This window comes from Streptomyces sp. TRM68416 (assembly GCF_014596915.1).
Lineage (GTDB): Bacteria > Actinomycetota > Actinomycetes > Streptomycetales > Streptomycetaceae > Streptomyces.
Genome location: NZ_JACVWU010000005.1, coordinates 29,600 through 53,391, shown reverse-complemented (window position 1 = coordinate 53,391; position 23,792 = coordinate 29,600). Strand labels below are relative to the sequence as shown.

Annotated in this window: 24 protein-coding genes and 1 riboswitch; of the genes, 7 read left to right on the top strand and 17 right to left on the bottom strand. The window is 68.6% G+C overall.

Annotated features, from left to right (window positions below):
• The first annotated feature begins 18 nt into the window (after positions 1–18).
• Positions 19–471, top strand: coding sequence for a VOC family protein (locus tag ICC28_RS09980; protein WP_188288119.1), 453 nt, complete (start codon positions 19–21; stop codon positions 469–471).
• Positions 472–584: 113 nt separating this feature from the next.
• Here ICC28_RS09980 and ICC28_RS09975 read toward each other — a convergent pair whose 3' ends face one another.
• Positions 585–833: a hypothetical protein gene (locus tag ICC28_RS09975; protein WP_188288118.1), complete on the bottom strand. Its 249-nt coding sequence runs from the start codon at positions 831–833 to the stop codon at positions 585–587.
• Positions 834–1,021: 188 nt separating this feature from the next.
• Between ICC28_RS09975 and ICC28_RS09970 the strand changes: the two genes are divergently transcribed.
• Complete coding sequence (locus tag ICC28_RS09970; RefSeq protein WP_188288117.1) at positions 1,022–1,255, top strand: hypothetical protein; 234 nt, start codon at positions 1,022–1,024, stop codon at positions 1,253–1,255.
• A gap of 24 nt (positions 1,256–1,279) precedes the next feature.
• On the opposite strand, the gene ICC28_RS09965 is transcribed toward ICC28_RS09970, so the two are convergent.
• The 9 genes from ICC28_RS09965 to ICC28_RS09925 all read right to left on the bottom strand — a co-directional run bounded on the left by ICC28_RS09965 (position 1,280) and on the right by ICC28_RS09925 (position 9,073).
• Positions 1,280–2,119, bottom strand: coding sequence for a helix-turn-helix domain-containing protein (locus tag ICC28_RS09965; RefSeq protein WP_188288116.1), 840 nt, complete (start codon positions 2,117–2,119; stop codon positions 1,280–1,282).
• Positions 2,116–2,634 (bottom strand): DUF6879 family protein, encoded by a 519-nt coding sequence (locus ICC28_RS09960; RefSeq protein WP_188288115.1) that lies wholly within the window; start codon positions 2,632–2,634, stop codon positions 2,116–2,118. Before ICC28_RS09960 ends, ICC28_RS09965 begins: the two co-directional genes overlap by 4 nt.
• Complete coding sequence (locus ICC28_RS09955; RefSeq protein WP_188288114.1) at positions 2,618–2,830, bottom strand: hypothetical protein; 213 nt, start codon at positions 2,828–2,830, stop codon at positions 2,618–2,620. The genes ICC28_RS09960 and ICC28_RS09955 overlap by 17 nt, the downstream gene beginning before the upstream one ends.
• A 182-nt stretch (positions 2,831–3,012) precedes the next feature.
• The gene (locus tag ICC28_RS09950) at positions 3,013–3,249 is read right to left on the bottom strand and encodes a hypothetical protein (protein WP_188288113.1); all 237 of its coding nucleotides are present in this window, start codon (positions 3,247–3,249) and stop codon (positions 3,013–3,015) included.
• A 985-nt stretch (positions 3,250–4,234) separates the two neighbouring features.
• Positions 4,235–4,411, bottom strand: coding sequence for a hypothetical protein (locus ICC28_RS09945; protein ID WP_188288112.1), 177 nt, complete (start codon positions 4,409–4,411; stop codon positions 4,235–4,237).
• 15 nt (positions 4,412–4,426) lie between these two features.
• The gene (locus tag ICC28_RS09940; RefSeq protein WP_188288111.1) at positions 4,427–5,599 is read right to left on the bottom strand and encodes a phage major capsid protein; all 1,173 of its coding nucleotides are present in this window, start codon (positions 5,597–5,599) and stop codon (positions 4,427–4,429) included.
• A 115-nt stretch (positions 5,600–5,714) separates the two neighbouring features.
• Complete coding sequence (locus ICC28_RS09935) at positions 5,715–6,206, bottom strand: hypothetical protein (RefSeq protein WP_188288110.1); 492 nt, start codon at positions 6,204–6,206, stop codon at positions 5,715–5,717.
• 129 nt (positions 6,207–6,335) lie between these two features.
• A complete protein-coding gene (locus tag ICC28_RS09930) occupies positions 6,336–6,746 on the bottom strand; it encodes a hypothetical protein (RefSeq protein ID WP_188288109.1) in 411 nt (136 codons plus the stop codon).
• A gap of 650 nt (positions 6,747–7,396) precedes the next feature.
• Positions 7,397–9,073: a recombinase family protein gene (locus ICC28_RS09925; RefSeq protein ID WP_223188639.1), complete on the bottom strand. Its 1,677-nt coding sequence runs from the start codon at positions 9,071–9,073 to the stop codon at positions 7,397–7,399.
• 242 nt (positions 9,074–9,315) lie between these two features.
• Between ICC28_RS09925 and ICC28_RS09920 the strand changes: the two genes are divergently transcribed.
• On the top strand, positions 9,316–10,275 hold the full coding sequence (locus tag ICC28_RS09920) for a M28 family metallopeptidase (RefSeq protein ID WP_188288108.1): 960 nt from the start codon (positions 9,316–9,318) through the stop codon (positions 10,273–10,275).
• Between the two features lie 208 nt (positions 10,276–10,483).
• On the opposite strand, the gene ICC28_RS09915 is transcribed toward ICC28_RS09920, so the two are convergent.
• Positions 10,484–11,551 (bottom strand): tetratricopeptide repeat protein, encoded by a 1,068-nt coding sequence (locus ICC28_RS09915; protein ID WP_188288107.1) that lies wholly within the window; start codon positions 11,549–11,551, stop codon positions 10,484–10,486.
• A gap of 187 nt (positions 11,552–11,738) precedes the next feature.
• Between ICC28_RS09915 and ICC28_RS09910 the strand changes: the two genes are divergently transcribed.
• Positions 11,739–12,323, top strand: coding sequence for a flavodoxin family protein (locus ICC28_RS09910; RefSeq protein ID WP_188288106.1), 585 nt, complete (start codon positions 11,739–11,741; stop codon positions 12,321–12,323).
• Between the two features lie 65 nt (positions 12,324–12,388).
• Here the strand turns inward: ICC28_RS09910 and ICC28_RS09905 are convergent, their stop codons facing one another.
• The 4 genes from ICC28_RS09905 to ICC28_RS09890 form a co-directional block, all read right to left on the bottom strand.
• Entirely contained in the window at positions 12,389–13,255 is an 867-nt protein-coding gene (locus tag ICC28_RS09905; protein WP_188288105.1) for an ABC transporter permease, read from the bottom strand.
• The gene (locus tag ICC28_RS09900) at positions 13,242–14,213 is read right to left on the bottom strand and encodes an ABC transporter ATP-binding protein (RefSeq protein WP_188288104.1); all 972 of its coding nucleotides are present in this window, start codon (positions 14,211–14,213) and stop codon (positions 13,242–13,244) included. The genes ICC28_RS09905 and ICC28_RS09900 overlap by 14 nt, the downstream gene beginning before the upstream one ends.
• 10 nt (positions 14,214–14,223) lie before the next feature.
• Positions 14,224–15,450 (bottom strand): LolA family protein, encoded by a 1,227-nt coding sequence (locus ICC28_RS09895; RefSeq protein WP_188288103.1) that lies wholly within the window; start codon positions 15,448–15,450, stop codon positions 14,224–14,226.
• Positions 15,451–15,751: 301 nt separating this feature from the next.
• Positions 15,752–16,762 (bottom strand): polyprenyl synthetase family protein, encoded by a 1,011-nt coding sequence (locus ICC28_RS09890; RefSeq protein WP_188288102.1) that lies wholly within the window; start codon positions 16,760–16,762, stop codon positions 15,752–15,754.
• 494 nt (positions 16,763–17,256) lie between these two features.
• Positions 17,257–17,433: riboswitch (cyclic di-AMP (ydaO/yuaA leader) on the top strand.
• 5 nt (positions 17,434–17,438) lie between these two features.
• Between ICC28_RS09890 and ICC28_RS09885 the strand changes: the two genes are divergently transcribed.
• Complete coding sequence (locus ICC28_RS09885) at positions 17,439–17,921, top strand: transglycosylase SLT domain-containing protein (protein ID WP_188288101.1); 483 nt, start codon at positions 17,439–17,441, stop codon at positions 17,919–17,921.
• A 21-nt stretch (positions 17,922–17,942) separates the two neighbouring features.
• Here the strand turns inward: ICC28_RS09885 and ICC28_RS09880 are convergent, their stop codons facing one another.
• Positions 17,943–18,761, bottom strand: coding sequence for an HAD family hydrolase (locus tag ICC28_RS09880; RefSeq protein ID WP_188288100.1), 819 nt, complete (start codon positions 18,759–18,761; stop codon positions 17,943–17,945).
• A gap of 289 nt (positions 18,762–19,050) precedes the next feature.
• Here ICC28_RS09880 and fahA point away from each other — a divergent pair, with 289 nt between their 5' ends.
• Together fahA and ICC28_RS09870 are read left to right on the top strand one after the other, a co-directional pair.
• Entirely contained in the window at positions 19,051–20,274 is a 1,224-nt protein-coding gene (gene fahA, locus ICC28_RS09875) for a fumarylacetoacetase (protein WP_188288099.1), read from the top strand.
• 333 nt (positions 20,275–20,607) lie between these two features.
• On the top strand, positions 20,608–21,546 hold the full coding sequence (locus tag ICC28_RS09870) for a M56 family metallopeptidase (protein ID WP_188288098.1): 939 nt from the start codon (positions 20,608–20,610) through the stop codon (positions 21,544–21,546).
• Positions 21,547–21,653: 107 nt separating this feature from the next.
• On the opposite strand, the gene recQ is transcribed toward ICC28_RS09870, so the two are convergent.
• Complete coding sequence (gene recQ / locus ICC28_RS09865) at positions 21,654–23,615, bottom strand: DNA helicase RecQ (protein ID WP_188288097.1); 1,962 nt, start codon at positions 23,613–23,615, stop codon at positions 21,654–21,656.
• Positions 23,616–23,792 lie beyond the last annotated feature (177 nt).

Sequence of the window (23,792 nt, the reverse complement as noted above, 5' to 3'; positions counted from 1 at the left end):
ACTACTATAACTGGTTACATGACCGAGACACCCGCTCCGCTGCACTGGAAGCTCGTCATCGACGCCACCGATCCGCACCGGCAGGCCGACTTCTGGGCCGCCGCCCTGCACTACCTGACCGAGGACAACAGTGCCTTGGTCGAACGGCTGTTGAAACTCGGCGCGCTGCCCGCCGAGGCCACCGTCGACTTCCACGACCGCCCGGCCTTCCGGGACCTGATCGCCGTGCGGCACCCGGAGGACCCGTACGAGGAGGAGAGCGGCACGGGGCTCGGGCGGCGGCTGCTGTTCCAGCGCGTTCCCGAGCCGAAGACCGCCAAGAACCGGCTCCATCTGGACCTGCACGCGCCCGCGGGGCAGCGCGACGCCGAGGTCGAGCGGCTGGAGGGGCTCGGGGCGAGCGTGGTGCGGCGGGTGTCGGAGCCGGGCGGGTCGTGGGTGGTGATGGCGGACCCGAACGCGTCTAACTAGCGGTTCTAGGGTATCGGCCGGTCAACGGCACGCGGAAGCCCCGCCCGCACGCCACGGGGGCAGCGCACGAACGGGGCCGGGCCGAACCGCTGAACTGTCTTACTCGCCGTCGCTCAGCGGGCCGGGGTCGGGTCAGCGCGGGTCACTCGCGCATGGTCGGTGTACTCGCGCCGGAAGAGGTCATGGCCGGGGTTCAGGCCGGTATGTCTCAGCGCCCAGTCTTGGGCGGTCTCGGGATCAGCCTGCGGGCCGGATGACTCGCCGCATCCGATGGACGTGCAGAACAGTTCCGCCGTTATGCCGCTCTCGGGTGCGTGCTGGATCGTGTGGGGCACGTAGCGGTAGACAGCGCGGGTGCTCATCCGAACGCCTCAGCGGGCAACGTGGGGCCCTCGTCTTCTCCGTCGTCCTGGACGTCTTCGGTGCCGCTGACTCCCAGACGGTCACCCCGGCTCTCAGCGACCCTCAAGGCGTCCCCCAGGCACTCCGTCAACTGCCGTGCCAGATAACGCATTTCGGGTTCCGTGGCGCGGGGGTTGGAGAGGAGTTCGTGAGCGTGGAGAAGCACCTTCTCCCCGATGCTGAGTTGCGCAGCTTCCATGTCATCCGCGAGACGGCTGAGTACGCCCCCGGCGTCGTCACTTTGAAGCAAGCATTCCTTGCCATCCTTCGTCTTCCACGGCAATACGCGAACCACGTTCCGCGTGCCGCCTGCCCGCTCGCCCACGTCTTCCCCTCCGCCCTCTTCGTGTTTGCACTCAAGGTAGAGGAGAGTTTCAAGTGACCCCAGAATAATTCCTGTTGTCGCCTAAAGATCATGTAAGAGTGACTGCACACATGCGGCTAGAAACTCGCGGGCGCCGTCGCCGTAGATCGCGAAACCCGCATACATTTCGAAGATTTCCCGGTACTGGGCTATGTCACGACCGTCTTGAAAAACGATTCTTCCTGTGAAGGTCTCGACGGTTGCTAGACGATCGTCATAGATGGTGAATGTATTCAACGGGCCGCGCGGAATGTTTGTGCCGTTCGGAACTACGCCAATCCGGATGTTGGGCAGCCGGGAAAGTGACGTGAGTCGATCAATCTGAACTGCCATCGCTGTCGTGGGAACGATGGCCCATCTGATGGCCTGTTCGGTGAGGAGGAAGGTGAATCGCTTTGATGTGTCATACAAGACGGCCTGACGTTCCAGTTTTCGCGCAACGGTCTTGGTCTTGCCCCCGGGGGAATGCGTGAGACTAGCTCTTACGTACTCAGGTGTAGCAAGAAGGCCAGTGAGCATGGACGGCAGGAAGTAGCGCATCTCCGTCGACTCGGATTCCAACGCTGCCAGCTCAGCTTGCCGCTTCTCCAAGCCCCGCCGCCAGGAGGAACGCTTGTCCTGCCACTCGGTGTTAGCCATCCTGGCTAGCGCCATCACTTCGCTGACAAGTTCCGGAGGGGCGTCCACGGCCCGCAATATGCGTTCGACGTCTACGAGTGAAGGCGTGGTCTTGCCCGTCTCGATCTTGCTGATTTTCGACTGACTCATGGCGCAACGCTTAGCGAGCCGATCCCCAGTGAGACCGGCTCGCTTTCGCAAGTCGCGCAGAGTTTCAGCTAGGTCAGCCTTCGACCGGCCCAACTGTTCTGGCTCAAGTGTCACCCGTGCTCTTTCATGTACTCAGCGAACGGGATTGCTGCGGCAAGAGCCGTGTGCTTCCATGCCCGAAACTGTTCCACGTCACCTTCGTGAATTTCACGACCGATCTGCGTTCCGTCCGGCCGAAAGTTCAGATGAACAACGGTGGACTCGTCGAACATCCACCAATCTTGCCCGGTAACAGGAAGGCCGTAGTCGTCGTGTGTGACATCCAGGATTCGAATGTCTTCACCCGCTGCAATGTTCCCAGGGATTCCCCATGCGAATTGGTACCGCTGGTAGTCCGTTAGAGGCTGCCGCACAACGCGTACGCGCCCGATCTTCTTACCTGCTTCGCGATACTCCCTGACGCGCGTGTGCCACTTCGCATTGTGGTCAGCGGGCTTGTCCTCGCCCCGCAGAAAGAGAGCCACATTCTGAGCCTCGCGCGGCATGGTGTAGGTCGGTTGAGCTTCAAAGCGCCATGCATCGTATTGGAAGGCATCGAACACCTTCCGCCACTCACCATCCGAGAGCACGCACAGCCTCCCTGAGAATGTGCTCAGGAATCTCCACGAGACCTTCGCCGTCTGGGACTGTGAAGCCCTCGTATGCGTCTCCCTGAACCACGAACGTGCCGTGCCCCGTGGCGTACACGTTGGGGCAGTCGTCGTCGTCACAGTTCGGTCCGTTGACCGTTCCCGTAAGGCGGGTAAGGCGCTCTCTGCCTGCCATCGTGGCCCCCTTCCGGCCGGGCGCTTCCCGACCCTCGGGAACGACGCTAGGCAGATCACGGAGAGGTGTCTATGACAGAACACGACTATTCGTGTCTTGGAATAAACGATCTTCGATCTGTGCCATACCAACGACGAAGCCCCCGACGACCACCCAGCGCGGGCAGCCATCGGGGGCAGGGATCAGAAGTGCTCCGGGCAGTCGCAGACCACGCCCAGCGCTGCCGGGTCGGGGTCGGTACCGGCTTCGGCGCGGAACAGTCCCGTGAAGAGCGGCCACAAGGGGTGCGCACCGATCTTGCGGGGCTCTTCATCGGCCAACAGGCAGGCCAGTTCTTGGAGTTCGTCACTCAGGGGCGGCAGATCGCCGGCCCAGCGGCGTTGGCGGTCGGCCAGACACTCGCCCAGGTGTTCATACACGGCGTGACTCCTCAACTGCCCTTCGGGCGGCGTCTCTCATGACTGTCAGCGGGTCCGCGTCGCTCGTGTCGGTGGCGCGCTCGTGGGCGGACAGGGCGGCGTCGAGTTGGGCCAGGAAGCGAAGCGCCGGATGGGCAACCGGTGCCCCGGCGCTGCCAGGCACAAGAACCCCGTCAGCGGCTATCTGGGCCACCAGGGCACCCCAGACGGCCCGAAGCTCCTCGTACCGTTCCCCGTCGCTCTCGGGGGTCGTGGCGGGCTTCGTCGCGGCCGTGCTGTCGGTGGACTTGCGGGCGCGTGCCGCTGCCTTCCTGTGAGCGTCGCTGCAATACCGGGTGCGCCGATCAGCGTCGGCGGGCAGTTCCGCGCCGCAAGGAGCGTGAGCACATCGTCTCTTCAATCGGTTTCCCTTCGGATTTGGCGGACACTCTGGAATTTCTGTGTCCGGGACGGACGTAAAAGGCGAGCTGGGGACGGGATCGCTGAGCGGCATTGCCGTGAACTTTCGGTCCACATACGCCTACCGGCAGCACCAGAAACCCGAGAGGGCAAGCGATCAACCGTCAATGACGCGAACGACAGTGCCGACATTCAATGCGCCAGGCATCCGACCGTTCATCGCGCCGAGCGTCAGCCGATATCCGGTGCTTCAGCACGTACGAACAGCGCGGGCAGGAAGGGCAGCACGCTGGAACCCACGGCCTGTCATCCCCGCTGAGCAATGCCCGACCGTCGGGGCGCATCCATGCCGGGCGCATCCATGAAGGCCAGTCGCTCAACTCCTCAGCCGTACCCGGGATCTCACGCACCCTGAATCCGATCAGCGTGCGCCCGTCGTTGAGTTTGTGGGCAGTTCCCCTCTTCCGGGCCCACCCCTTCCCGGAGAGGTACCCCCCTATGTCATCGGGGCACTGAATGCACATACCCGCCCCCAGGGGCACGCCGTCAATGCGCACCCCTGAGAGCAGTTCAACGAACATGAGAGTCAGGCCAGTTCGGCAAGCTCAGCGGAGAGAAGCCACTCAGCCTCACTCTTCGGAACGTCGTACGTCTCTCCATTCTGGAGAACGTGCGACGGGATGCCATCAGTGGTCGGGCCGTAGCTCATGTAGCCGGTCATGCGAAGGGTCACGGTCGGCTCATCGGTGTTGAAGAAGGACATGGTGGAGAACTCCCTTTAGGCGGTAACGGTGATCTTGCAGACGGCAGCGGCATTCGGAACAGCGATAGCGGCACGGGCTATAGCGCGCACGGCCGTACCGTCCTTCAGGAATCCAAACTGGTCCGATACCTGAAAGCCCGCATCCTTGCGCCACACGGCAAAGATCTGGTCCGCCTCATAGGCGAGAACATCCGTGCCCGGCATGAACGAAGAGATCCACACCGGCACACCCAGGATCGCGCGCTGAATGCCAGCGGTAGGCGAACCAGCCGACTCACTCAGAAGAGGCTTCAGTGAACCGGACGTTTCCCGAAGCGCCATAAGTGCCGCCCATGTGGTCGGGTGCATCACAACGGCAGTAGCCTTCGAGTTGACCGCTTCGAGCTTTCCGAATGCGGCGACGAAGGCGTCAAGGTCCTTGAATCCGCCCGTCACCGCGTGCGTCTGGATTCCCGGAGTGTTCGCGATTCCCACGAACCCCTTGTTGGCTCCCGTGCCAATCAGCGCTTCACGGTCGAAACCCAGCGAGACCGACCGCATAAGCGACTTGGCCACAGGGTCCATGAATGCCGAACCACCGTCCTCCACAAGCTCATTGGCGAGCATGTCAGCGGCGGCAATCTTCTTCGGTTTCACCTTCAGTGGCTCAGCGCCGAAACCACCGGTCGGCAGGTCGTCAAGCTCACCGACGAAACCCGCCGCGAAGTCCGAACGGATCACGGGGAACGAGTAGGTCTCAGCGTTCGTCTGCACCCGGTTCACGCCGGACGCCATGACGACGGACTGAGGGGCGAGAAGGTCAACGAACTTCTTCGCCATGTCTTCCGGGCTGAATGCCTTGCCGGTGCCCGGCGTGGTGATCCCACGGGAAATCTCGACCGAGCGCGCCAGAAGCTCACCAGGGATAACCCGCGCGCCTACCGGCTGCCCGATCGGGAGGCCGCGCGTGGTGCCCATCTGTTGTAGCGGGGAGTTCACCCGCATGGCCATTTCCTCAGCGGCGGATGCGGAAATGTGCCTCTTGGCGGTCGCATCGTGCTCCGCGATCTGGTCCAGAAAACTGGACTCCTCCTTACGCTCAGCGGCGGAAAGCGCCCGGTTCCCGATCTTCTCGGCAAACGCGCGGAGCTTGTCGGAAGCGGTCTGCCGCTTCTCCATAGCGATCCGCGCTATCTCGGCATGACTCAACTGACACCCCTTGTGTATTGGCAGCAAAAGACACGAGCCCAGAAAGTGAAGGGCCGTGCCGGCTGCGGGTTAGCGGGGGATTTGGAAACGTCCCCTCACCTGTATTAGTAAATGTCTACGCGGCATCACTCGAAGCGCGGTTCCTCGCTGCCCAATCGCGCTTACGCTGCCGGTTCCGCTCCGCCCGACATACGTCGGAGCACATGAGCGGCCAACGGCGCTTCTGCCCCTCCGGGCGCTTCTGCTCATAGGTCTTGCCGCACACTTCGCATTCGCCGGTGAACACCTTCACGCCGTCCACCACTCGAATAGTGCCGCCCTTCGTCTTCCACGAAACGGGCCGGGCCTCACGGCGACGAATGATGAGCCGGGACCGGAGCACGTCCTTACGAAGCGCGGGCGGAAACTCCCACAGAGGCCGGAACGGGTCGACTATCAGCCGGTAGCCGCCACGGGCGAAGCCAGCGCGTACGTCCACGGGGCCGTTCTCCCCGGACATGACGCGGGCGGTGTCCCATTCCATCCATGCCCGCCGAACCTGCGGGTCTATGTGCTCCGTCAGCTCGTCGGGGGTGTCAAGGAGGGCGTCAATCTCGTTCTCAGTCACGCCAGTTGGGTTGTAGTACACGCGGGAATCTCCAGTCTGAGGGCATAGAAGAGCCCCGGTTCGGTGAAGCCGGGGCAGGTACTGAACAAGTAGGTGACCCGTGGGGCAGTGCCTCACGTGAGTCGGTGATCAAACGGCCTTGCGCTTGCGGTGCTCAGCCGTCTTGCATCGGTTGGAACAGAAACGGCGGGGACGACCACGGCCCGACCACCCGGCAGGCTTGCCGCAATGGACGCAAACGGCTTCCTTGCGTTCCTCAGCGGCGATCCACTCCGCCTCTTCCAAATCGTCCTGTGCTTCCTGGCAATGACGCTCCGCCTCGCCCTGGTAGTCACAGAACTTCTTGCGCGGGGTGGTTGCCTCGAAAGGCTCACCGCACAGCGGGCACGTCTTCCACACACGCGGTGTGCGCGGTTTCCTGCTGACTCGGAATCCGGCCTGTCGGCAAGCGGCGGAGCAGTAGCGCTCTTGCCGTCCGGTCAGCAGCTCCCCACAGTGCTGGCATTCGTCAGTGCGGTTGTTGCTGTCGTAGTAGCCCATGCGGGCAGACCTCCTTGTGACGTTATTCGGTGAGATGAAACGGATGGCGTAGTAACGGCTCTAGCTTTTTCTTGTGAGTTCTTAGGAGGTAGACGAATTACTGTTATGCGTCACAGAAATAAGTAACAAGCCAACTAAGATCGCTCGCTCTCCCGCTGGCGGGCGGCCCGGTAGGCGGCACGGTCCCGGCAGCGCTTCGAGCAATACCGGGCGGGACGCCCCACCCCGCTATAGGCCACTGTGCGCCCGCATTCCGGCCCCGCGCACGGTTCACCCGCACGCAGCCTTTCAGCGGCCCTGAGAGCGTCCGCTGTGAGCTTGTGCAGTCTCAGCGTCCGCTCATCGCTGCCGTGCACGCTTTCCCACGCGACCGCTTCGGCTTCCCGGAGCATGTCCAGAAGCGCGGCGAATCTCGGCGTATCCATGAGGTCCCTTCGTTGTAATCCGGCGTAAGTCGCGAACAGAAACGGCGAATCACGGCGTAACCGGTAAGGTGGCCGGTCGAGTTCTGCCGCAATTCGCCGGACTTGAAAATGTCTAGCGGGTTGATTGCCCGCCCCTGCCTGTCTTGGAGTGCAAGGGTTTCCTGTTGCCGCGAAGCCCCGCCCCTCCGCTGCGGGAGGAACGGGGCCTACGGGGCGCTGAGGGGCTTACGCGGCCAGTTCCTGGGCTTCCTGGCGTACGGCAAGCAGAGTGTCTATCGCGTCGTCCAGGGGGCCGTTCACGGTGAAGTGGACACGGGATTCGTCCAGTCGTCGCCAGCCGCCCCGCGTCCCCCTCGTCACCGTGAGCCGGGCCCCCGCCTCGATCAGCATGGCGCGCCGGTCGGCCGTCTCTGAGGCGTGCCACTCGTCGGCGTAGACGCGGCCGGTCCTGATGACCTCATGGCGGGGCTCCACCTTCGGTGTCGCCTCCAGCTCTGCAAGGCGTGCGTCCAGAGCGTCAGCGCGCTTCTGCCACGCCTGCCGGGCAGCGTTCGACTTGTGCCGCCCCTCCTGGCGCTGGTGCTCCTCGAACTCCACCAGCGTCGCGGCGATCTCCGGGCCGGGGTCGTAGCCGGGAACCGTCCGGGTCTCCGTGATCGCCAGCGAACCCGTCAGCCGCAGGAACTCACGCTCCACGTACTCGTCCACCCAGTCCGCCCGCACATAGGCCGGAGCTGCGCAAGTCTCCCCGCGCGCATGGGCGTTGCACTTGTAGGTGGGGCGCTGATTCGCCTTGCTGGTTTGCTTGTTGAGGTACATGCGCCCGCCGCAACCGTCGCAGTGGATCACCCGCAACAAGAGCGCGTCCGTGTCCTTGCGTTCGCGGTTGTCCACCGACCGCTCATCGAACAGCGCGCCGATCGCGTCGTACTCGGCGCGGGTGAGAACCGGCGTGGTCGTCGCCATGACCGGACGGCCCTCACTGTCCCGGACGGGTTTGTTCTGGTGCAGCTTCCACCCGATCAGCGCGGCGGACGTCAGGACCCGCTTCACGATGCTGGGGCCCCACTTGAACCGCTCCCGCTTGACGTGCTCGCCCTTGCTGCCACCCGTCTTCCCGCCGGTCGTGCGGCCCTTCCTGAGCGCCCAGTGGTCACGCGGGGAAGGGATGCCCTCCTCGTTCAGCTCAGCGGCAACCACACTCGCCGTCTTGCCCGCGCTCAGGTCCTTGATCATCCGCTCAATGACCGCGACCGCCTCAGCGTCCGGAACCAGCGTCCAGCCGCCCCCGTCCAGCGGCGCGGGCTCGTAGCCGTAGTGCGGACGCGAACCGCGCCACCGCAGCGGCATCACACGCATAGCCGCTTGAGCGCCCGTGACACGCTCCGCGATCGACTGGGCTTCCATCTGAGCGGCGAACGCCAGAAGGGTTGCGATCAGCTCACCGACGACGTTGGACATGTCGAGTTCGAGCCGTGCACCGCCGGGCCCCTCCGCGAACACCAGCCGCTTGCCGTGCTTGCGCGCCCACCCGACCAACGCCGACATGTCCGCCATGGACCGGACGGCACGGTCAAGACGCCACCAGATGACCATGTCGAAGTCTTCGGGCCGCTCGAACCAGGGGCCCAGCTCCGGGCGCTCGAACGGGGTCGTCTTGGACGCCGACACGTCCAGGTCTTCCGCCTCCCCGACGATGACCGCGCCCAGACTCGCGGCGGCCCTCTCATTCGCCTCACGCTGCCGGGCGGGTGAGGTGGTCTCGTCGGTGGCGACGCTCAGACGGATAGCGGACACGGCACGGGGCTGATCAGCGTTGGGGTTCACGCCCCGTACCTGGCGAGTGGATTGCCTACCCGGCGTGACCTGCGATGCTTCGTTCATGCACTCGCTAGAGCGCAAGGGTTTCCTGTGTCCGCCGACAAGCGTGGATGCTGCCACTTCCGGGCCCTCCCAGAACCGCGTATCTCACGCGTCCGGAGATCCGGAGGGGAACGAGTTCTGCGTGCACTAGCCGTGCTCCGGCATGCGAACTCCGTGTCCTGTTACCGCTCTTGACGGAGAGTCAGTCCCAGCTTCACCATCCAGGCACCCCATTCACCGTGGAATCCCTGTGATTCCCGAGGGAATTCGGAGCCCCCCACATGAAGCTCACGAAGCTCTCCGTCTCCGGGCGGGCCACGGCCGCCGGTGTCGTCGCGGCCGTATCCCTCCTGGTCAGCGGCTCCATAGCCGGCGCGACACCCGCGCCGGCACAGGGCCTGGCCGCCGCGCCCGACATACCCGTGGCGAACGTCAAGGCCCATCTGACTCAGTTCCAGTCCATCGCCACCGCCAACGGCGGCAACCGGGCGCACGGCCGGGCCGGTTACCGCGCCTCGCTCGACTACGTGAAGGCCAAGCTCGACGCCGCCGGATTCACCACCACCGTCCAGCAGTTCACCGCCTCCGGCCGCACCGGCTACAACCTGATCGCCGACTGGCCCGGCGGCGACACCAACCAGGTGCTCATGGCGGGCTCGCACCTCGACAGCGTGAGTTCCGGCGCCGGCATCAACGACAACGGCTCCGGCTCCGCGGCCGTACTGGAGACCGCGCTCGCCGTCTCCCGGGCCGGACTCCAGCCCGCCAAGCACCTGCGGTTCGCCTGGTGGGGCGCGGAGGAGCTGGGACTCGTCGGCTCCCGCTTCTACGTCAACAGCCTCTCCTCCGCCAACCGAGCCCGGATCAGCGGCTATCTCAACTTCGACATGATCGGCTCACCGAACCCCGGCTACTTCGTCTACGACGACGACCCGGTGATCGAGAAGACCTTCCAGACCTACTTCACCGGCCTCGGCGTTCCGACGGAGATCGAGACCGAGGGCGACGGCCGCAGTGACCACGCCCCCTTCAAGAGCGCGGGCATCCCGGTCGGCGGCCTGTTCACGGGCGCGAGCCGTACGAAGAGCGCGGCGCAGGCGGCGAAGTGGGGCGGCACGGCCGGGGTGGCGTTCGACCGCTGCTACCACTCGTCGTGCGACACGACCGCCAACATCAACGACACGGCACTGAACCGGAACAGTGACGCCCTGGCGTACGCGGTGTGGGAGTTGTCGGACTAGGCGGACTGGGAGGGAGGGGCCGTGGCGGGCGCCGCCCCTCGCGTCCGCGCGGGCGTCCGCGGTCCGATCCGCCGGGCGGCTTCTGGCTTCCCGGCTTCGGGCCCGGTCCGTTTCTGGCTTCCTGGCTTCGGGCCCGGCCCGTTTCTGGCTTCCCGACCTCCGGGCCCGGCCCGTTTCTGGCTTCCCGACCTCCGGGCCCGGCCCGTTTCTAGCTTCCCGACTTCCGGGCCCGGTCCGTGAGTCGGCGCATGCGGGCGTGCGCCGACTCCAGCCGGTCCGGCTCCTCCGCCGCCGGGCCGCCGTCCGCGGTCAGGGCGGTCCACAGGTCGATCAGTTCGCGCCCGAGGCGCAGGCCCTGCTCGGGGTCGCGTACGGCACGCCAGGCGGTCGCCGCGCTCAGGACGTTGCCGTAGGCGGCCTCGCCGTCCCGGGCGCGGCGGTGGAGGCGGGCCAGGTCGAGGGAGAGCGTGAGGGCGCGGGTCGGGTCGCCCGCCAAGTAGGCAATGTAGGCGGTGAGTTCACGCAGCCGGAGCACCTCGGGGTGTTCCGGCCCCAGCGCCCGCGAGGCCTGCGCCACCGTCTCCTCCGCGAGCCGCGCGGCCTCCTGCGTCCGCCCCTCCCGAACGGCCTCGTTGACCCGGGCCACCGGCTCCGCGAGGAGACCGGCCCCGCCAACGGTCGGCTCATCATCCAGCACGGCCTCGGCCACGGCATCGAACCCGCGGGGCGGGGTCGGCTTGGGCTCCGGGTCCAGGGCGGGGGCGGGGGCGGGGGTGAAGATCGGGGTCGGGGCGGGGGCAGGGGTCGAGGGCGGTGTGGGGAGCGGGTGCGGGTGCGGGTGCGGGTCCGGGGGCATCGGGGGCGGTGGGCCGAACGTTCCCGTCGGTGGGGTGGGGGTGGCGGGGGTGGTGGGCCTTGTGCGGCGTAGCAGGTGGGTGGGCGTGTCCGGTATCGAGGTGTCGCGGGTCGGCTCGGCCGTGAGGACGCTGGAGCCGTCCGGGTTCACCTGGAGGGGGACGGCGCATCCGATGCGTTCGTCGTGGACGGTGGCCAGGACGGGGCGGCCGGCGGCGAGAGCGATGCGGTGGAGGTGAGCGCGGACGGCCTGCTGGACCTCCTGGCCCGGCGCCGGCACGACCGGTTCGCCGTCGACCGAGGCCGTGCCCGCGCCGGGACCGGCCGCGGGGACGCGGACGTCGAGGGGTGCCCCGAGGGGGGTCGCCGAAGGACCGGCCTGTTGCTGTTCCCGCTTCTTGGCTCGGCTGAGTCGGGTCATCGGTTCCTCACTCGCTGGCAGCACCTACCCCCGAGTCTCTCCGGGGGCGCGCGGTGCACACGTCACCGGGGCGTCACAGCCTCGTTCCAGGAGCAGCCCGGCGTCCGACCCCTTGGCCATTTCATTGCGTGCGCATATAATGCACATGCGATCAATCCTCGTACGCCGACTATTTTTGGGGGATCCCATGACCCGCCGTTTCCTGTTCCTCCTGGGCAGCAGCCGCGCCGACGGCAACACCGAGCTGCTGGCCCGCCGGGCCGCCGAGCAGTTGCCCGGGGATGTGGAACAGCAGTGGATCGACCTCGCGGCCCACCCGCTTCCGGACTTCGAGGACCTGCGCCACGACAGCGACTTCACGCGCCCCACGGACGGGAACACCGGGCTGCTGTTCGACGCCACGACCACGGCGACGGACATCGTGATCGCCTCCCCGCTCTACTGGTACTCGGTCTCCGCCCACACCAAGCGCTATCTCGACCACTGGGCCGGCTGGCTGCGCATCCCCGGCGTCGACTTCAGGGCGACGATGGCCGGGCGGACGCTCTGGGGCGTCACCGCGCTCGCCGACCACGAACCCGTGGTCGCCGCCCCCCTGATCGGCACGCTCAACAACTCGGCCGCGTACCTGAAGATGCGCTTCGGCGGGGTGCTGCTCGGCAACGGCAGCAAGCCCGGCGACGTGCTGACCGACGCCGAGGCCCTGACCCGCGCGAAGACGTTCTTCCAGCAGGAGGCGCCGCTCGCCCGGTTCGCCTTCGAGGAGGACTGACCTACGCGGTGACGTCCTTCGAGGAGGACTGACCTACGCGGTGACGTCCTTCGAGGAGGACTGACCTACGCGGTGATGTCCTTCGTCGTGAACCGCGCCCAGGCCGCCGTGCCGAACACCCCGGCGTACAGCGCCTGCAGGCCCAGGTTCTTCACCAGCTCGTCCCAGTAGACCGGGTCGCGCATCAGGTCGGCGAAGGACAGCCAGTAGTGGGAGAAGAGGTACGGGTGGAGCGCGGCGAGCTGGGGGATCTGGTCGAGGATCTGGACCGTGATCAGCAGGCCGACCGTCGTCGCCATCGCCGCGATGCCGCTGTTGGTCAGCGTGGAGATGAACAGGCCGAGCGCCGCGACACCGGTCAGTGACGCGGCCACGACCAGGGCGATCAGCAGGGCGCGGCCGAGTCCCTCGGCGAAGCTGATCCGGGTGCCGGAGATCGTCGTCAGATCGCCCAGCGGGAAGAGCAGCGCGCCGACCGCCAGCGCCGAGGCCGCGACCACGAGCGTGGCCAGCAGGCAGAACGCCATCGTGGTCGCGTACTTGGTGAGCAGCAGCCGGGTGCGGCCGGCGGGGGCGACCAGCAGGTAGCGCAGGGTGCCCGCGTTGGCCTCGCCGGCGATGGCGTCACCCGCTACGACGCCGATCGCCATCGGCAGGAAGAACGGCAGCGTCGCGGCCAGCCCGGTGAACACCAGGAACAGGCCGTTGTTGGTGATCTGCGAGATGAAGGCCGGGCCTTCGCCGCCCCCGTGGGCCGAACCGCCGTCGCCCGTCTCGATCTTCACGGCGATACCGACGAGGACCGGCACCGCTGCCAGCACGGCGAGGAGCGCGAGGGTGCGCCAGCGGCGGAAGGTGGTACGCAGTTCGCTGCGCAGCAGCCCGAAGGTCCACAAAGGGCCGGCCGCGCGGGTTGCCTCAGCCTGCGACATCGAAGCCCTCTCCGGTCAGTGCCACGAACGCGTCCTCCAGCGAAGCCCGTTCGACGCCGAAGCCACGGACGCGGACGCCCGCCGCGACGAGCGCGGCGTTCACCTCGGCCAGATCGCGCTCGGGCGGCTCGGCGGTCACCCGGTCCTCGGCGACGACGACGTCACCGGCGCCCTGTTCCTTCAGCACCCGGGCGGCTTCGGCGGTGTCGGGCGTGCTCACCACGAGCCGGCCCCGCGCGCCCGCGGCCAGCTCCGTCACCGCGCCCTGGGTGATGAGCCGCCCCTGGGCCATCACGGCCGCGTGCGTGCAGACCTGCTCGATCTCGTCGAGGAGGTGCGAGGAGAGGAAGACGGTCGTGCCGTCGGAGGCCAACTCCCGTATCAGGGAGCGGATCTCGCGCATGCCCTGCGGGTCGAGGCCGTTGGTCGGCTCGTCGAGGACGAGGAGCCGGCGCGGCTGCAGGAGCGCCGCCGCGAGCCCCAGTCGCTGCTTCATGCCGAGCGAGTACGCCCGGGACTTCTTGGCCGCGGCCGCGGTCAGGCCCACCCGGTCCAGCGCCGCGGCGACGCGCGCGTGCCGGGTGCGCGGGTCGGCGGTCGGGTCGGCGGCGTCGTAGCGCAGCAGGTTGTCGCGGCCGGAGAGGTGGCCGTAGAGCGCGGGGCCCTCGATGAGGGCGCCGACGTGCGGCAGGACGGTGCGGGTGGCACGGGGCATGAGCCGGCCGAGCACCCGTGCCGTGCCGGAAGTGGGCTCGATGAGGCCCATCAGCATGCGGATGGTGGTGGTCTTGCCGGAGCCGTTGGGGCCGAGGAAGCCGAAGACGCTGCCCGTCGGGACGGTCAGGTCCAGGCCGTCCACGGCGAGTTGCCCGCCGCGGTAGCGCTTGGTGAGCGCACGGGTGACGATGACACCGTCACCCTGCTCCGGTTGCGGCTCCGCGGCGGACGTCTCGGTCATGGGTGCCTTACTACCCCGCGTTGGCGGCCTTGACCAGCGCGTCCTTGGTGACCGCGCCGACATAGACCTTGCCGTCCTCGGTCATCAGGGCGTTGACCAGGCGGGTCTTGAAGACCGTGCCCTCGCCGAACTTGCCCTCGACCTTGTCCCCGAGGGAGTCCAGGAAGCCGCCGAAGTCGCCGCCGACCTCGGCTCCGGAGGGCAGGCCCTCGCCGCCGGTGTCGAGGACGGCGATGGAGTTCCAGCCCTCACCGATGATCTTCGGTTCGGCCTCGGGGGTGTGCTTGTCCGGTGCCGGGGCCGATTCCGGTGCCGGGGCCGATTCCGGCTTCGTGGGGTGGTCCGGCGCGCCCTCTTCGTGGTCCAGTGCGCCCTCTTCGGTGACCTTCGCCCCCTTCGGCGGGGTGAAGTCGAAGGTCGACGCGGCCGGCTTGGCGAAGCTGACCTGCGTGAAGCCCGCGTCTACCACCGCGGCGCCGCCGCTCGACGGCGTCAGCGTGAACTTCAGCGGCAGCCCGGTCTTCGCGTCCACGGCGACGGTGACGGCGCCGACGGTGGTGTCGTCCTGCTTGGGCTTGATGAGCAGACGGTAGGCGTCCCGGCCGGCGACCTGCGCGGTGCCGTCGACGGTGACGGACGTGGTGTCGTCGACCGACTTCAGGGCCTCCTCGGTGAGGTCCTTCGGCGTGGCGGGGACCTTCTCCTCCTGCCGCTCGCCCTCGGTGGCGGTGCCGTGGAAGACCTCGTTCGACTTGCTGTCGTAGCCCCAGACGTCCTTGCCGTTGTGGATGAGGCTGTACTCGGCGGCGTTCTCCATCAACGAGAGCTTCTGCCGGTCCGGGCCGTCCACGGCGACGCGCAGGGTGTGCGTGCCGGACGCCAGTTCGGCGAGCTTGGCGGTCGGGTCGGCGGACGATCCGTCACCGGACTCCATGGCCCCCGAGGCCAGTGAACCCCCGAGTCCGCCGAGGTCGGGCAGGCCCAGATCGGTGCTGATCTTCACCGTGCCGGACAGTTGCTGTACGTCGGACTCGGCGATCTTCTCGATGAGCTGCTGCGCGCTGATCTTCGGCAGGTCGGGGTCGCCGGAGTCGGCGAGCGCGGGGACGAGCCCGATGGTCGCCGCCGCCACCCCCACCACCGCGACCGGAACGACGTACCGAGCGGCCTTGCGCCGCCCGGAGCGCAGGTCGTCGACCTCGCCGGCCGTGCTGTCGTCGGATTCGTACGGTGCCATGTGTGCCCTACCTCCGTGTCGGCGGCGGCCTTCAACTCCCGTGCGTCCACCCGTAGCCGCCATTCTCACCCGAATCGGTGAGGAGTGGTGTTTTCCGTGGTTTCCATCTGACCAAATCGGCCGGGAGGAAGCGTCAGACCGCGGGCTCAACTCCGCGTACACCTGGGGTATGACGTGAGAGGACGGCATCTCCCCCGACCCGTAGGGGTTGCGGGGGGTGGGCGTATCAAGGGGCGCGGGCAAGCCGCAGCCCCTAAGCCGGGGGCAAGCAGGGGCAAGCAGGGGCAAGCAGGGGCAATCCCTACCCCGCCCGATGCACCACCGCGTCGCACAGCTCCATCAGCGCCGCCTTCGCATCGCACTCCGGCAACGGCGCGAGCGCCGCCCGCGCGTCCTCCGCGTACCGCACGGTGTCCCTGCGTGCCTGCTCCAGCGCCGGGTGCGCCCGCAGCGCGGCCAGCGCCTCCGCGTGCCGCACGTCGTCGGTCAGGTCGGAGTCCAGCAGCTCGCACAGCGCGAGGTCCTCGGCCAGCCCCAGCCGCTCGGCCCGCTCCCGCAGCCGCAGCACCGGCAGCGTGGGGATGCCCTCGCGCAGGTCCGTGCCGGGCGTCTTCCCGGACTCGTGCGAGTCGGACGCGATGTCCAGTACGTCGTCCGCGAGCTGGAACGCGACGCCGAGCCGCTCGCCGTACTGCGTGAGCACGTCCACGACCGTCTCGTCGGCCCCCGACATCATCGCGCCGAACCGGCACGACACCGCCACCAGCGAGCCCGTCTTGCCGGCCAGCACGTCGAGGTAGTGCTCGACGGGGTCCCGGCCGTCCTGCGGACCGGCCGTCTCCAGGATCTGCCCGGTGACGAGGCGCTCGAACGCCTCCGCCTGGACCCGGACCGCCTCGGGACCGAGGTCGGCGAGGATGTGCGAGGCGCGCGCGAACAGGAAGTCGCCGGTGAGGACCGCGACCGAGTTGCCCCAGCGGGTGTTGGCGCTGTCCACACCGCGCCGGACCTCGGCCTCGTCCATGACGTCGTCGTGGTACAGCGTGGCCAGGTGGGTCAGCTCCACCACCACCGCCGAGGGGACGACCCCCGGTGCGTGCCGGTCCCCGAACTGCGCGGCGAGCATCACGAGCAGCGGACGGAACCGCTTCCCGCCCGCCCGCACGAGATGCTGGGCGGCCTCGGTGATGAAGGGGACCTCGCTCTTGGTGGCTTCGAGCAACCCTTCCTCGACAGCCGCCAATCCGGCCTGGACATCGGCTTCCAGAGCCTGGTCCCGCACGCTCAGCCCGAACGGCCCGACGACGGTCACGAGGGGTCTCCTGTCTGCTGGTGTCTACTGGCGATTACACGGTTTGTCGATAGGTCGCTGCCATCACTCAAGTCAGCGTATCCGGTCACCTTTCGATCACCGCTGCCGCCCACCCGTCCACCACGGGCGGTAATGGATCACGACGGTTATGTTTTTGATCACCCGATAAGAACGGATTTCTTTCGGTTTACCCGTAGATATCGGGCTATCCCCCGACCCACGACCGTCGGACGACGCCACCCCGACGCCGACCGGACACACCTCTTGCCCCCGCGCGTGACTTGGCTCACTCGGGAAACGCACAGGCACCCCACCGGCTTCCCCGTACGCCCCTTTGCGAACGGCGAGTTGAGACTTGGCGACCGCAAAGATGCACCCGCCACACACCCGCCACCCGAAGATCAAACCGCTCGATATGTGAATCCGGCACTTGTTCCGGACATGTGCTCTCGCATACGTTCCCGGCCTGTCGGGCGGACGCCGAATCCTGCCGCCGCCCGGCTCCACCGAGACCTTCGTACGGCAGGAGCGGGGGACCCAGGTAAGTCGCCGGGCCGGGCGTCTTCGGACACACCGGTACGGCTCGGGGTGAAGTCGCGTCCTTCAGGTGCGCGGCCGGGCAGCTCCCGCCCGAACCCGACAGCTCACCTCGCAGGCGACGGAGAGGAACCTCGCCATGCCCGCTGCCGCTCAGCACCGCCGCCCTCACCGCCACCGCCTCGCCCGCAAGCTCGCCGTCCTCGGCACCGGAGCCGCCGTACTGGCGCTGCCCCTCATCGGCACGACCGGCGCCGCCGCGGCCACCCCGACCGTCACCACCGCCGCCTCGCTCGGGTACGCCGACAACCTCGACGGCTGGATCAGGGCGTCCCTCCAGGTCATGGCCCAGAACGGGATCCCCGGCTCGTACGAAGGCATCTACCGCAACATCCTGCGGGAGTCCTCCGGCAACCCGTACGCGATCAACGACTGGGACTCCAACGCCGCCGCCGGCACCCCGTCCAAGGGCCTCCTCCAGGTCATCGACCCGACCTTCCGGGCGTACCACGTCTCCGGCACCTCCTACGATCCCTACGACCCGGTCGCGAACATCACCGCCGCCTGCAACTACGCGGCCCAGCGGTACGGCTCGATCGACAACGTGTGGGGCGCGTACTAGGTGTATTGATCACGAGCGTTGTTAACGCTGGGCGGGTCCGAGGAGTCTTTCGAGGACGACGGCGATGCCGTCGTCCTCGTTCGACAGCGTGACCTCGTCGGCGACCGACTTGAGTTCGGGGTGGGCGTTGGCCATGGCGACGCCGTGGGCCGCCCAGTCGAACATCGGGATGTCGTTGGGCATGTCACCGAAGGCGATCGTCCGGTCCGGTCCGAGACCCAGATGTTCGGCGGCCAGCGCCAGCCCCGTGGCCTTGGTGATGCCGCATGGCTGAAGTTCGACGGTCCCGGGGCCGGACATGGTGACGGTCGCGAGGGAACCGACCACCGAGCGCGCCGTCGCCGCCAACTCGTCGTCGGACAGGTCGGGATGGCGCAGCAGCACCTTGCTGATCGGCTCGCACCACAGGTCGTCACGGCGGCCGACCCGTACCGCGGGCAGCGTGGGGTGCGGCATCAGGTAGCCGGGCTCGATGAGCGTGAGCCCGTCGACTCCGTCCTGGTCGACCGCCGCGTACACCTGCCCCACCTCGGCCTCGATCTTGCCGAGCGCCGTCTCGGCCAGCTCCCGGTCCAGGGTGACGGACCACAGCAGCCGGTCCGCGCCGGCGTCGTACACCTGCGCGCCCTGCCCGCACACCGCGAGCCCCGTGCTGCCGAGGTCGTCCAGCAAGGGCCGCACCCGGGGCGCCGGCCGGCCCGTCACCACCAAGTGCCGGGCACCGGCGTCCGCCACCCGCGCAAGCGCTGCGAGCGACCGGTCGGAGAGCGTGTCGTCGCCTCGGAGCAGCGTTCCGTCCAGATCGGTGGCGATGAGCGAATATGCGAGGGGTGCGGCCATGATCAGAGAATACGGACAGGATGCCCCTGCGGCTCAGCGCGAACCGGACGACGACGGCGCCCTCCTCCGCCCCGTGCGCCCCTTTCAACTCCCCTGCCCCCACCACCTTTTCACTCGACCGATGAAATCCCCTCACCGAACAGACCGATCGGGGACGCCGTGGACGGCGGCGGACGGCGCCGACCGATCCAGGCCCACTCCTTCGGCACTGCCCGGGACCGGCACCCCACCCGTAACGTGGGCGGCGACGACACGGATCCGTGGCACGCACGAGAGTGAGGCAGCACCCATGCCCCCCTTTGATGTCCCCGAGGGCGACCCCTTCGGCCCGCACAACCTTCCGTACGGCGTCTTCTCCGTCCCCGGCTCGGACTCCGCGCCCCGGGTCGGCGTACGGCTCGGCGACCACGTCCTCGACGCGGGCGCCGCGGCGCGGCAGCTCTCCTCCCCGTACGTCTCCCTGCTCGCCCGGCCGAATCTCAACCCGCTGCTGGCCGCGGGCCGCACCGCCTGGTCCGACGTGCGCCGCGCGCTGACGGCGTGGGTGACGGTGCCCTCCCACCAGGAAGCCGTCGCGCACCTGTTCCACCCGCTGTCCTCGGTGACCCTGCACCTCCCCTTCGAGGTTGCGGACTACGTCGACTTCTACGCCTCCGAGAACCACGCCCGGAACGTCGGCCGGATCTTCCGCCCGGACGCCGCGGACTCCCTCACTCCGAACTGGAAGCACCTGCCGATCGGCTACCACGGCCGCTCGGGCACGGTGGTCGTCTCGGGCACGGACGTCGTACGGCCGTCGGGCCAGCGCAAGGCCCCTGCCGACGCGGCCCCCGTCTTCGGCCCCTCCACCCGCCTCGACATCGAGGCGGAGGTCGGATTCGTGGTCGGGGTGCCCTCGGAGAGGGGCCGGCCGGTGGGGCTCGGTTCCTTCCGGGAGCACGTCTTCGGCCTCTGCCTCCTCAACGACTGGTCCGCCCGCGACATCCAGGCCTGGGAGTACGTCCCCCTCGGCCCGTTCCTCGGCAAGTCCTTCGCCACGTCCGTCTCGGCGTGGATCACCCCGCTGGACGCCCTCGACGAGGCCCGGGTGGCACCACCGCAGCGCACGCACCAGCTGCTGCCCTATCTGGACGACGCGGCCGAGGACCCCGGCGGCTACGACCTGCGCATCTCCGTGGCGATCAACGGCCATGTGATCTCCGAGCCTCCCTTCTCCACCATGTACTGGACGGCCGCCCAGCAGCTGGCCCACCTGACGGTCAACGGCGCCTCGCTGCGCACCGGCGACCTCTACGGCTCCGGCACGGTCAGCGGCCCGGCCGAACACGAACGCGGCTCCCTGCTGGAGCTGACCTGGAACGGCCGCGACCCTCTCGAACTCCCCGACGGCAAGCGGACCTTCCTGGAGGACGGCGACGTGGTGACGCTCTCCGCCTGGGCACCCGGCACGGGCGGGATCCGGATCGGACTGGGCGAGGTCACCGGGCGGGTGGTGGCCGGGGAGGCCGGGTGAAGCCGGGAGGCCAGGTGAAGCCGGGTAAGGCCCGGGAGGCCGGGGGAGGCCGGGGTGGCACACCCGCTTCGGCACCGAATCGCCTTTGCCCGCAGGTGAGTTGACGCCCGCCTTCGACGCACGCGGGTGACCGCTCCCTCCTCACGCAGACCGGCACGCGCAGGGGACGATCACGCTCCGGACGGTCTTCGCCGCTCGCCGGCCCCTGCCGTGCTCCGCCCGCCACCGTCATACTTGGCGGCGGGCACTGCGCGCGGCACGCGCCCCGCACCGGCCGCGCACAGCCCGCCCCGCAGCCGACCCTTCTCCGACCATGATCCGGAGCCCTGTGGCATGACCGTCTGCCTGCTCCTGCTGAGCGTCGTCGCCCTGACGGCCGCGCTGCCGGTCCCCCGTTCCCTGACGCGGGCCGCGTGGCCCGAGCGGGAGCCCGTGGTGGCGCTGTGGGTGTGGCAGTGCCTGGTAGCCACGGTCCTGCTGTGCTGTCTGGCCGCGCTCGTCCTGGGCGCGGCCGCCGTCTTCCACACGGTCCGCGACCACGTCTTCGCCCCTGCGCCGCCGGCCGTGACCGCGGCGTACGACCTCTCCGCGGCACCGGCCTGGGCCGCCGGGCTCACCCTGCTGCTGGCCTGCGGTGCCGCCTGGACGACCGCGATGCTGGCCCGCGAGCTGGTCGAGGCGCGCCGCAGCCGCGGCCGGGCCAGGGCCCATCTGCGCGAGCGCGCGCCCGACCTGCCCGCCGGTCTGCCGGCCGCGCGCGGCCCGCTGCTGGTGCTGGAGGACGAGTACCCCGACGCCTGGTGGATGCCCGGGAGCCCGGCCCAGCTGATCGTCACCACGGGCGCCCTGCACCGCCTGACCGGCCACCAGCTCGACGCCGTCCTCACCCACGAGCGCGGCCATGCACGGGCCCGCCACGACTGGCTGCTGCACCTCTCCACTGCCCTTGCCACCGGCTTCCCCCGTATCCCGCTCTTCGCCCACTTCTGCGACCAGACCCACCGCCTGGTCGAACTGGCCGCCGATGACACGGCGTCCCGCCGGTGCGGCCACCTGACCACCGCGCTGGCCCTGATCGAGCTCAACCAGCACCGGGGCGTGCTGTCCTGCGCGTCCAGCCACCGGCTGCTGGGCGAGCGCGTGAACCGGCTGCTGGAACCCCGGCCGAGGCTGCACCGCCGGCACCGGGCACTGGCCACGGCGACGGCGGCCCTGGTGCCGCTGCTGCCCCTGCTGATCGTTTTCGGGCCGGGGCTGACCGCACTGACATAGGGGCGCTCGCAGGCCGGGCGTTCTTCGGTTGCGGCTGGGTGAGGGCCGGGCGCGCGGTTTCCGGCGCCCTTTCGAGGCGCTGCCCCGCCCGCTCAGCCTGGACGCCTTCAGCTCCAGTCCGGCTCCTCGCTCATCTCCGGCCACTCCTCCCCCGCGGGCTCGTCCTCCCCCGCCTTGGGCTCCGCCGACCCCAAGGAGGCCAGCACCCCGATCACGCCCTCCCCGTACGTCGCCAGTTTCTTCTCGCCGACCCCGCTCACCCCGGCCAGCTGCTCCACGGACGTCGGCCACACCGTCGCGATCTCCCGAAGCGTCGCATCATGGAAGATCACGTACGCCGGGACACCCTGCTCCCGCGCCTGCTCCGCCCGCCAGGACCGCAGCGCCTCGAAGGCCGGCACCAGCTCCTGGGGCAGCTCGGCCACCGCGGCCTTCGCCTTGCGCTCGCCCTTGCCGGAGGACCCCGACGCCGAGCGGGCGGACGCGGGCTTCTTCGGCTCCTTGCGCAGCGGCACCTCCCGCTCCCGCCGCAGCACTTCCCCGCTGGCCTCGGTCAGCACGAGCGTGCCGTACTCCCCCTCCACCGCGAGGAGCCCCTGGGCCAGCAACTGCCGGACGACGCCCCGCCATTCGCCCTCGCTCAGCTCCTCGCCGATGCCGAAGACGGACAGCTGGTCGTGGTCGAACTGGATCACCTTGGCAGTGCGCTTGCCCAGCAGGATGTCCACGATCTGCACCGCGCCGAACTTCTGCCCCCGCTCCCGCTGCAGCCGTACCACCGTCGACAGCACCTTCTGCGCCGCGATGGTGCCGTCCCAGGTCTCGGGCGGGGTGAGGCAGGTGTCGCAGTTGCCGCAGCCCGCGGGGTCCGGCTCCTGGCCGAAGTAGGCGAGCAGTTGCCCGCGTCGGCACTGCGCCGTCTCGCACAGGGCGAGCATCGAGTCCAGATGGGCGGCCGCCCGGCGCTGGAACGCCTCGTCGCCCTCGCCCGACTGGATCAGCTTGCGCTGCTGTATGACGTCGTTCAGGCCGTACGCCATCCAGGCCGTCGACGGCAGTCCGTCGCGTCCCGCCCGGCCCGTCTCCTGGTAGTAGCCCTCCACCGACTTGGGCAGGTCCAGGTGGGCCACGAACCGCACGTCCGGCTTGTCGATGCCCATGCCGAAGGCGATGGTCGCCACCACGACCAGCCCGTCCTCGCGCAGGAAGCGCGACTGGTGCGCCGCGCGGGTGCCCGCGTCCAGTCCGGCGTGGTACGGCACCGCCTCGACGCCGTTGCGGCTCAGGAACTCCGCCGTCTTCTCCACCGAGTTGCGCGAGAGGCAGTAGACGATGCCCGCGTCCCCGGCGTGCTCCTCGCGCAGGAAGCTCAGCAACTGCTTCTTGGGGTCGGCCTTGGGCACGATCCGGTACTGGATGTTGGGCCGGTCGAAGCTGGCCACGAAGTGCCGGGCCGTCGGCATGTTCAGCCGCTGGGTGATCTCCTGGTGCGTGGCGCGGGTGGCCGTGGCGGTCAGTGCGACCCTCGGGACGTCCGGCCAGCGCTCGCCGAGCAGGGAGAGGGCCAGGTAGTCGGGGCGGAAGTCGTGTCCCCACTGGGACACACAGTGCGCCTCGTCGATCGCGAACACCGCGATCTTGCCGCGGGAGAGCAGATCGAGCGTGGCCTCCACGCGCAGCCGCTCAGGAGCGAGGTACAGCAGGTCCAGCTCGCCCGCCAGGAACTCGGCCTCCACCACCCGGCGCTCGTCGAAGTCCTGCGTGGAGTTGATGAACCCGGCACGCACGCCGAGCGCCCGCAGTGCGTCCACCTGGTCCTGCATGAGCGCGATGAGCGGCGAGACGACGATGCCCGTACCGGGTCTGACCAGGGACGGAATCTGGTAGCACAGCGACTTGCCACCGCCGGTCGGCATGAGTACGACGGCGTCGCCGCCGGCCACCACATGCTCGATGACCGCCGCCTGCTCGCCGCGGAAGGCCTCGTACCCGAAGACCCTGTGGAGCGTGGCCAACGCCTCGCTGTCGGCTACCGCTGTCATTGCACCGATCCCGCCCGTCCCGCCCATCGCCGTGCCCCCGTCCGTCGCTCCTCGACCACTGCGTCCACGATAGGCGTCCGCACCGACAGCGCCGGAGTTATCCACAGGCTGCCTCGTGACGTTCGGTAGTCATTCGAATGGCCGTCGTCATCCGGCAGGGCCCCACCGGCCGGGACAGGCTCTTCCGGCCGGGACAGGCTCTAC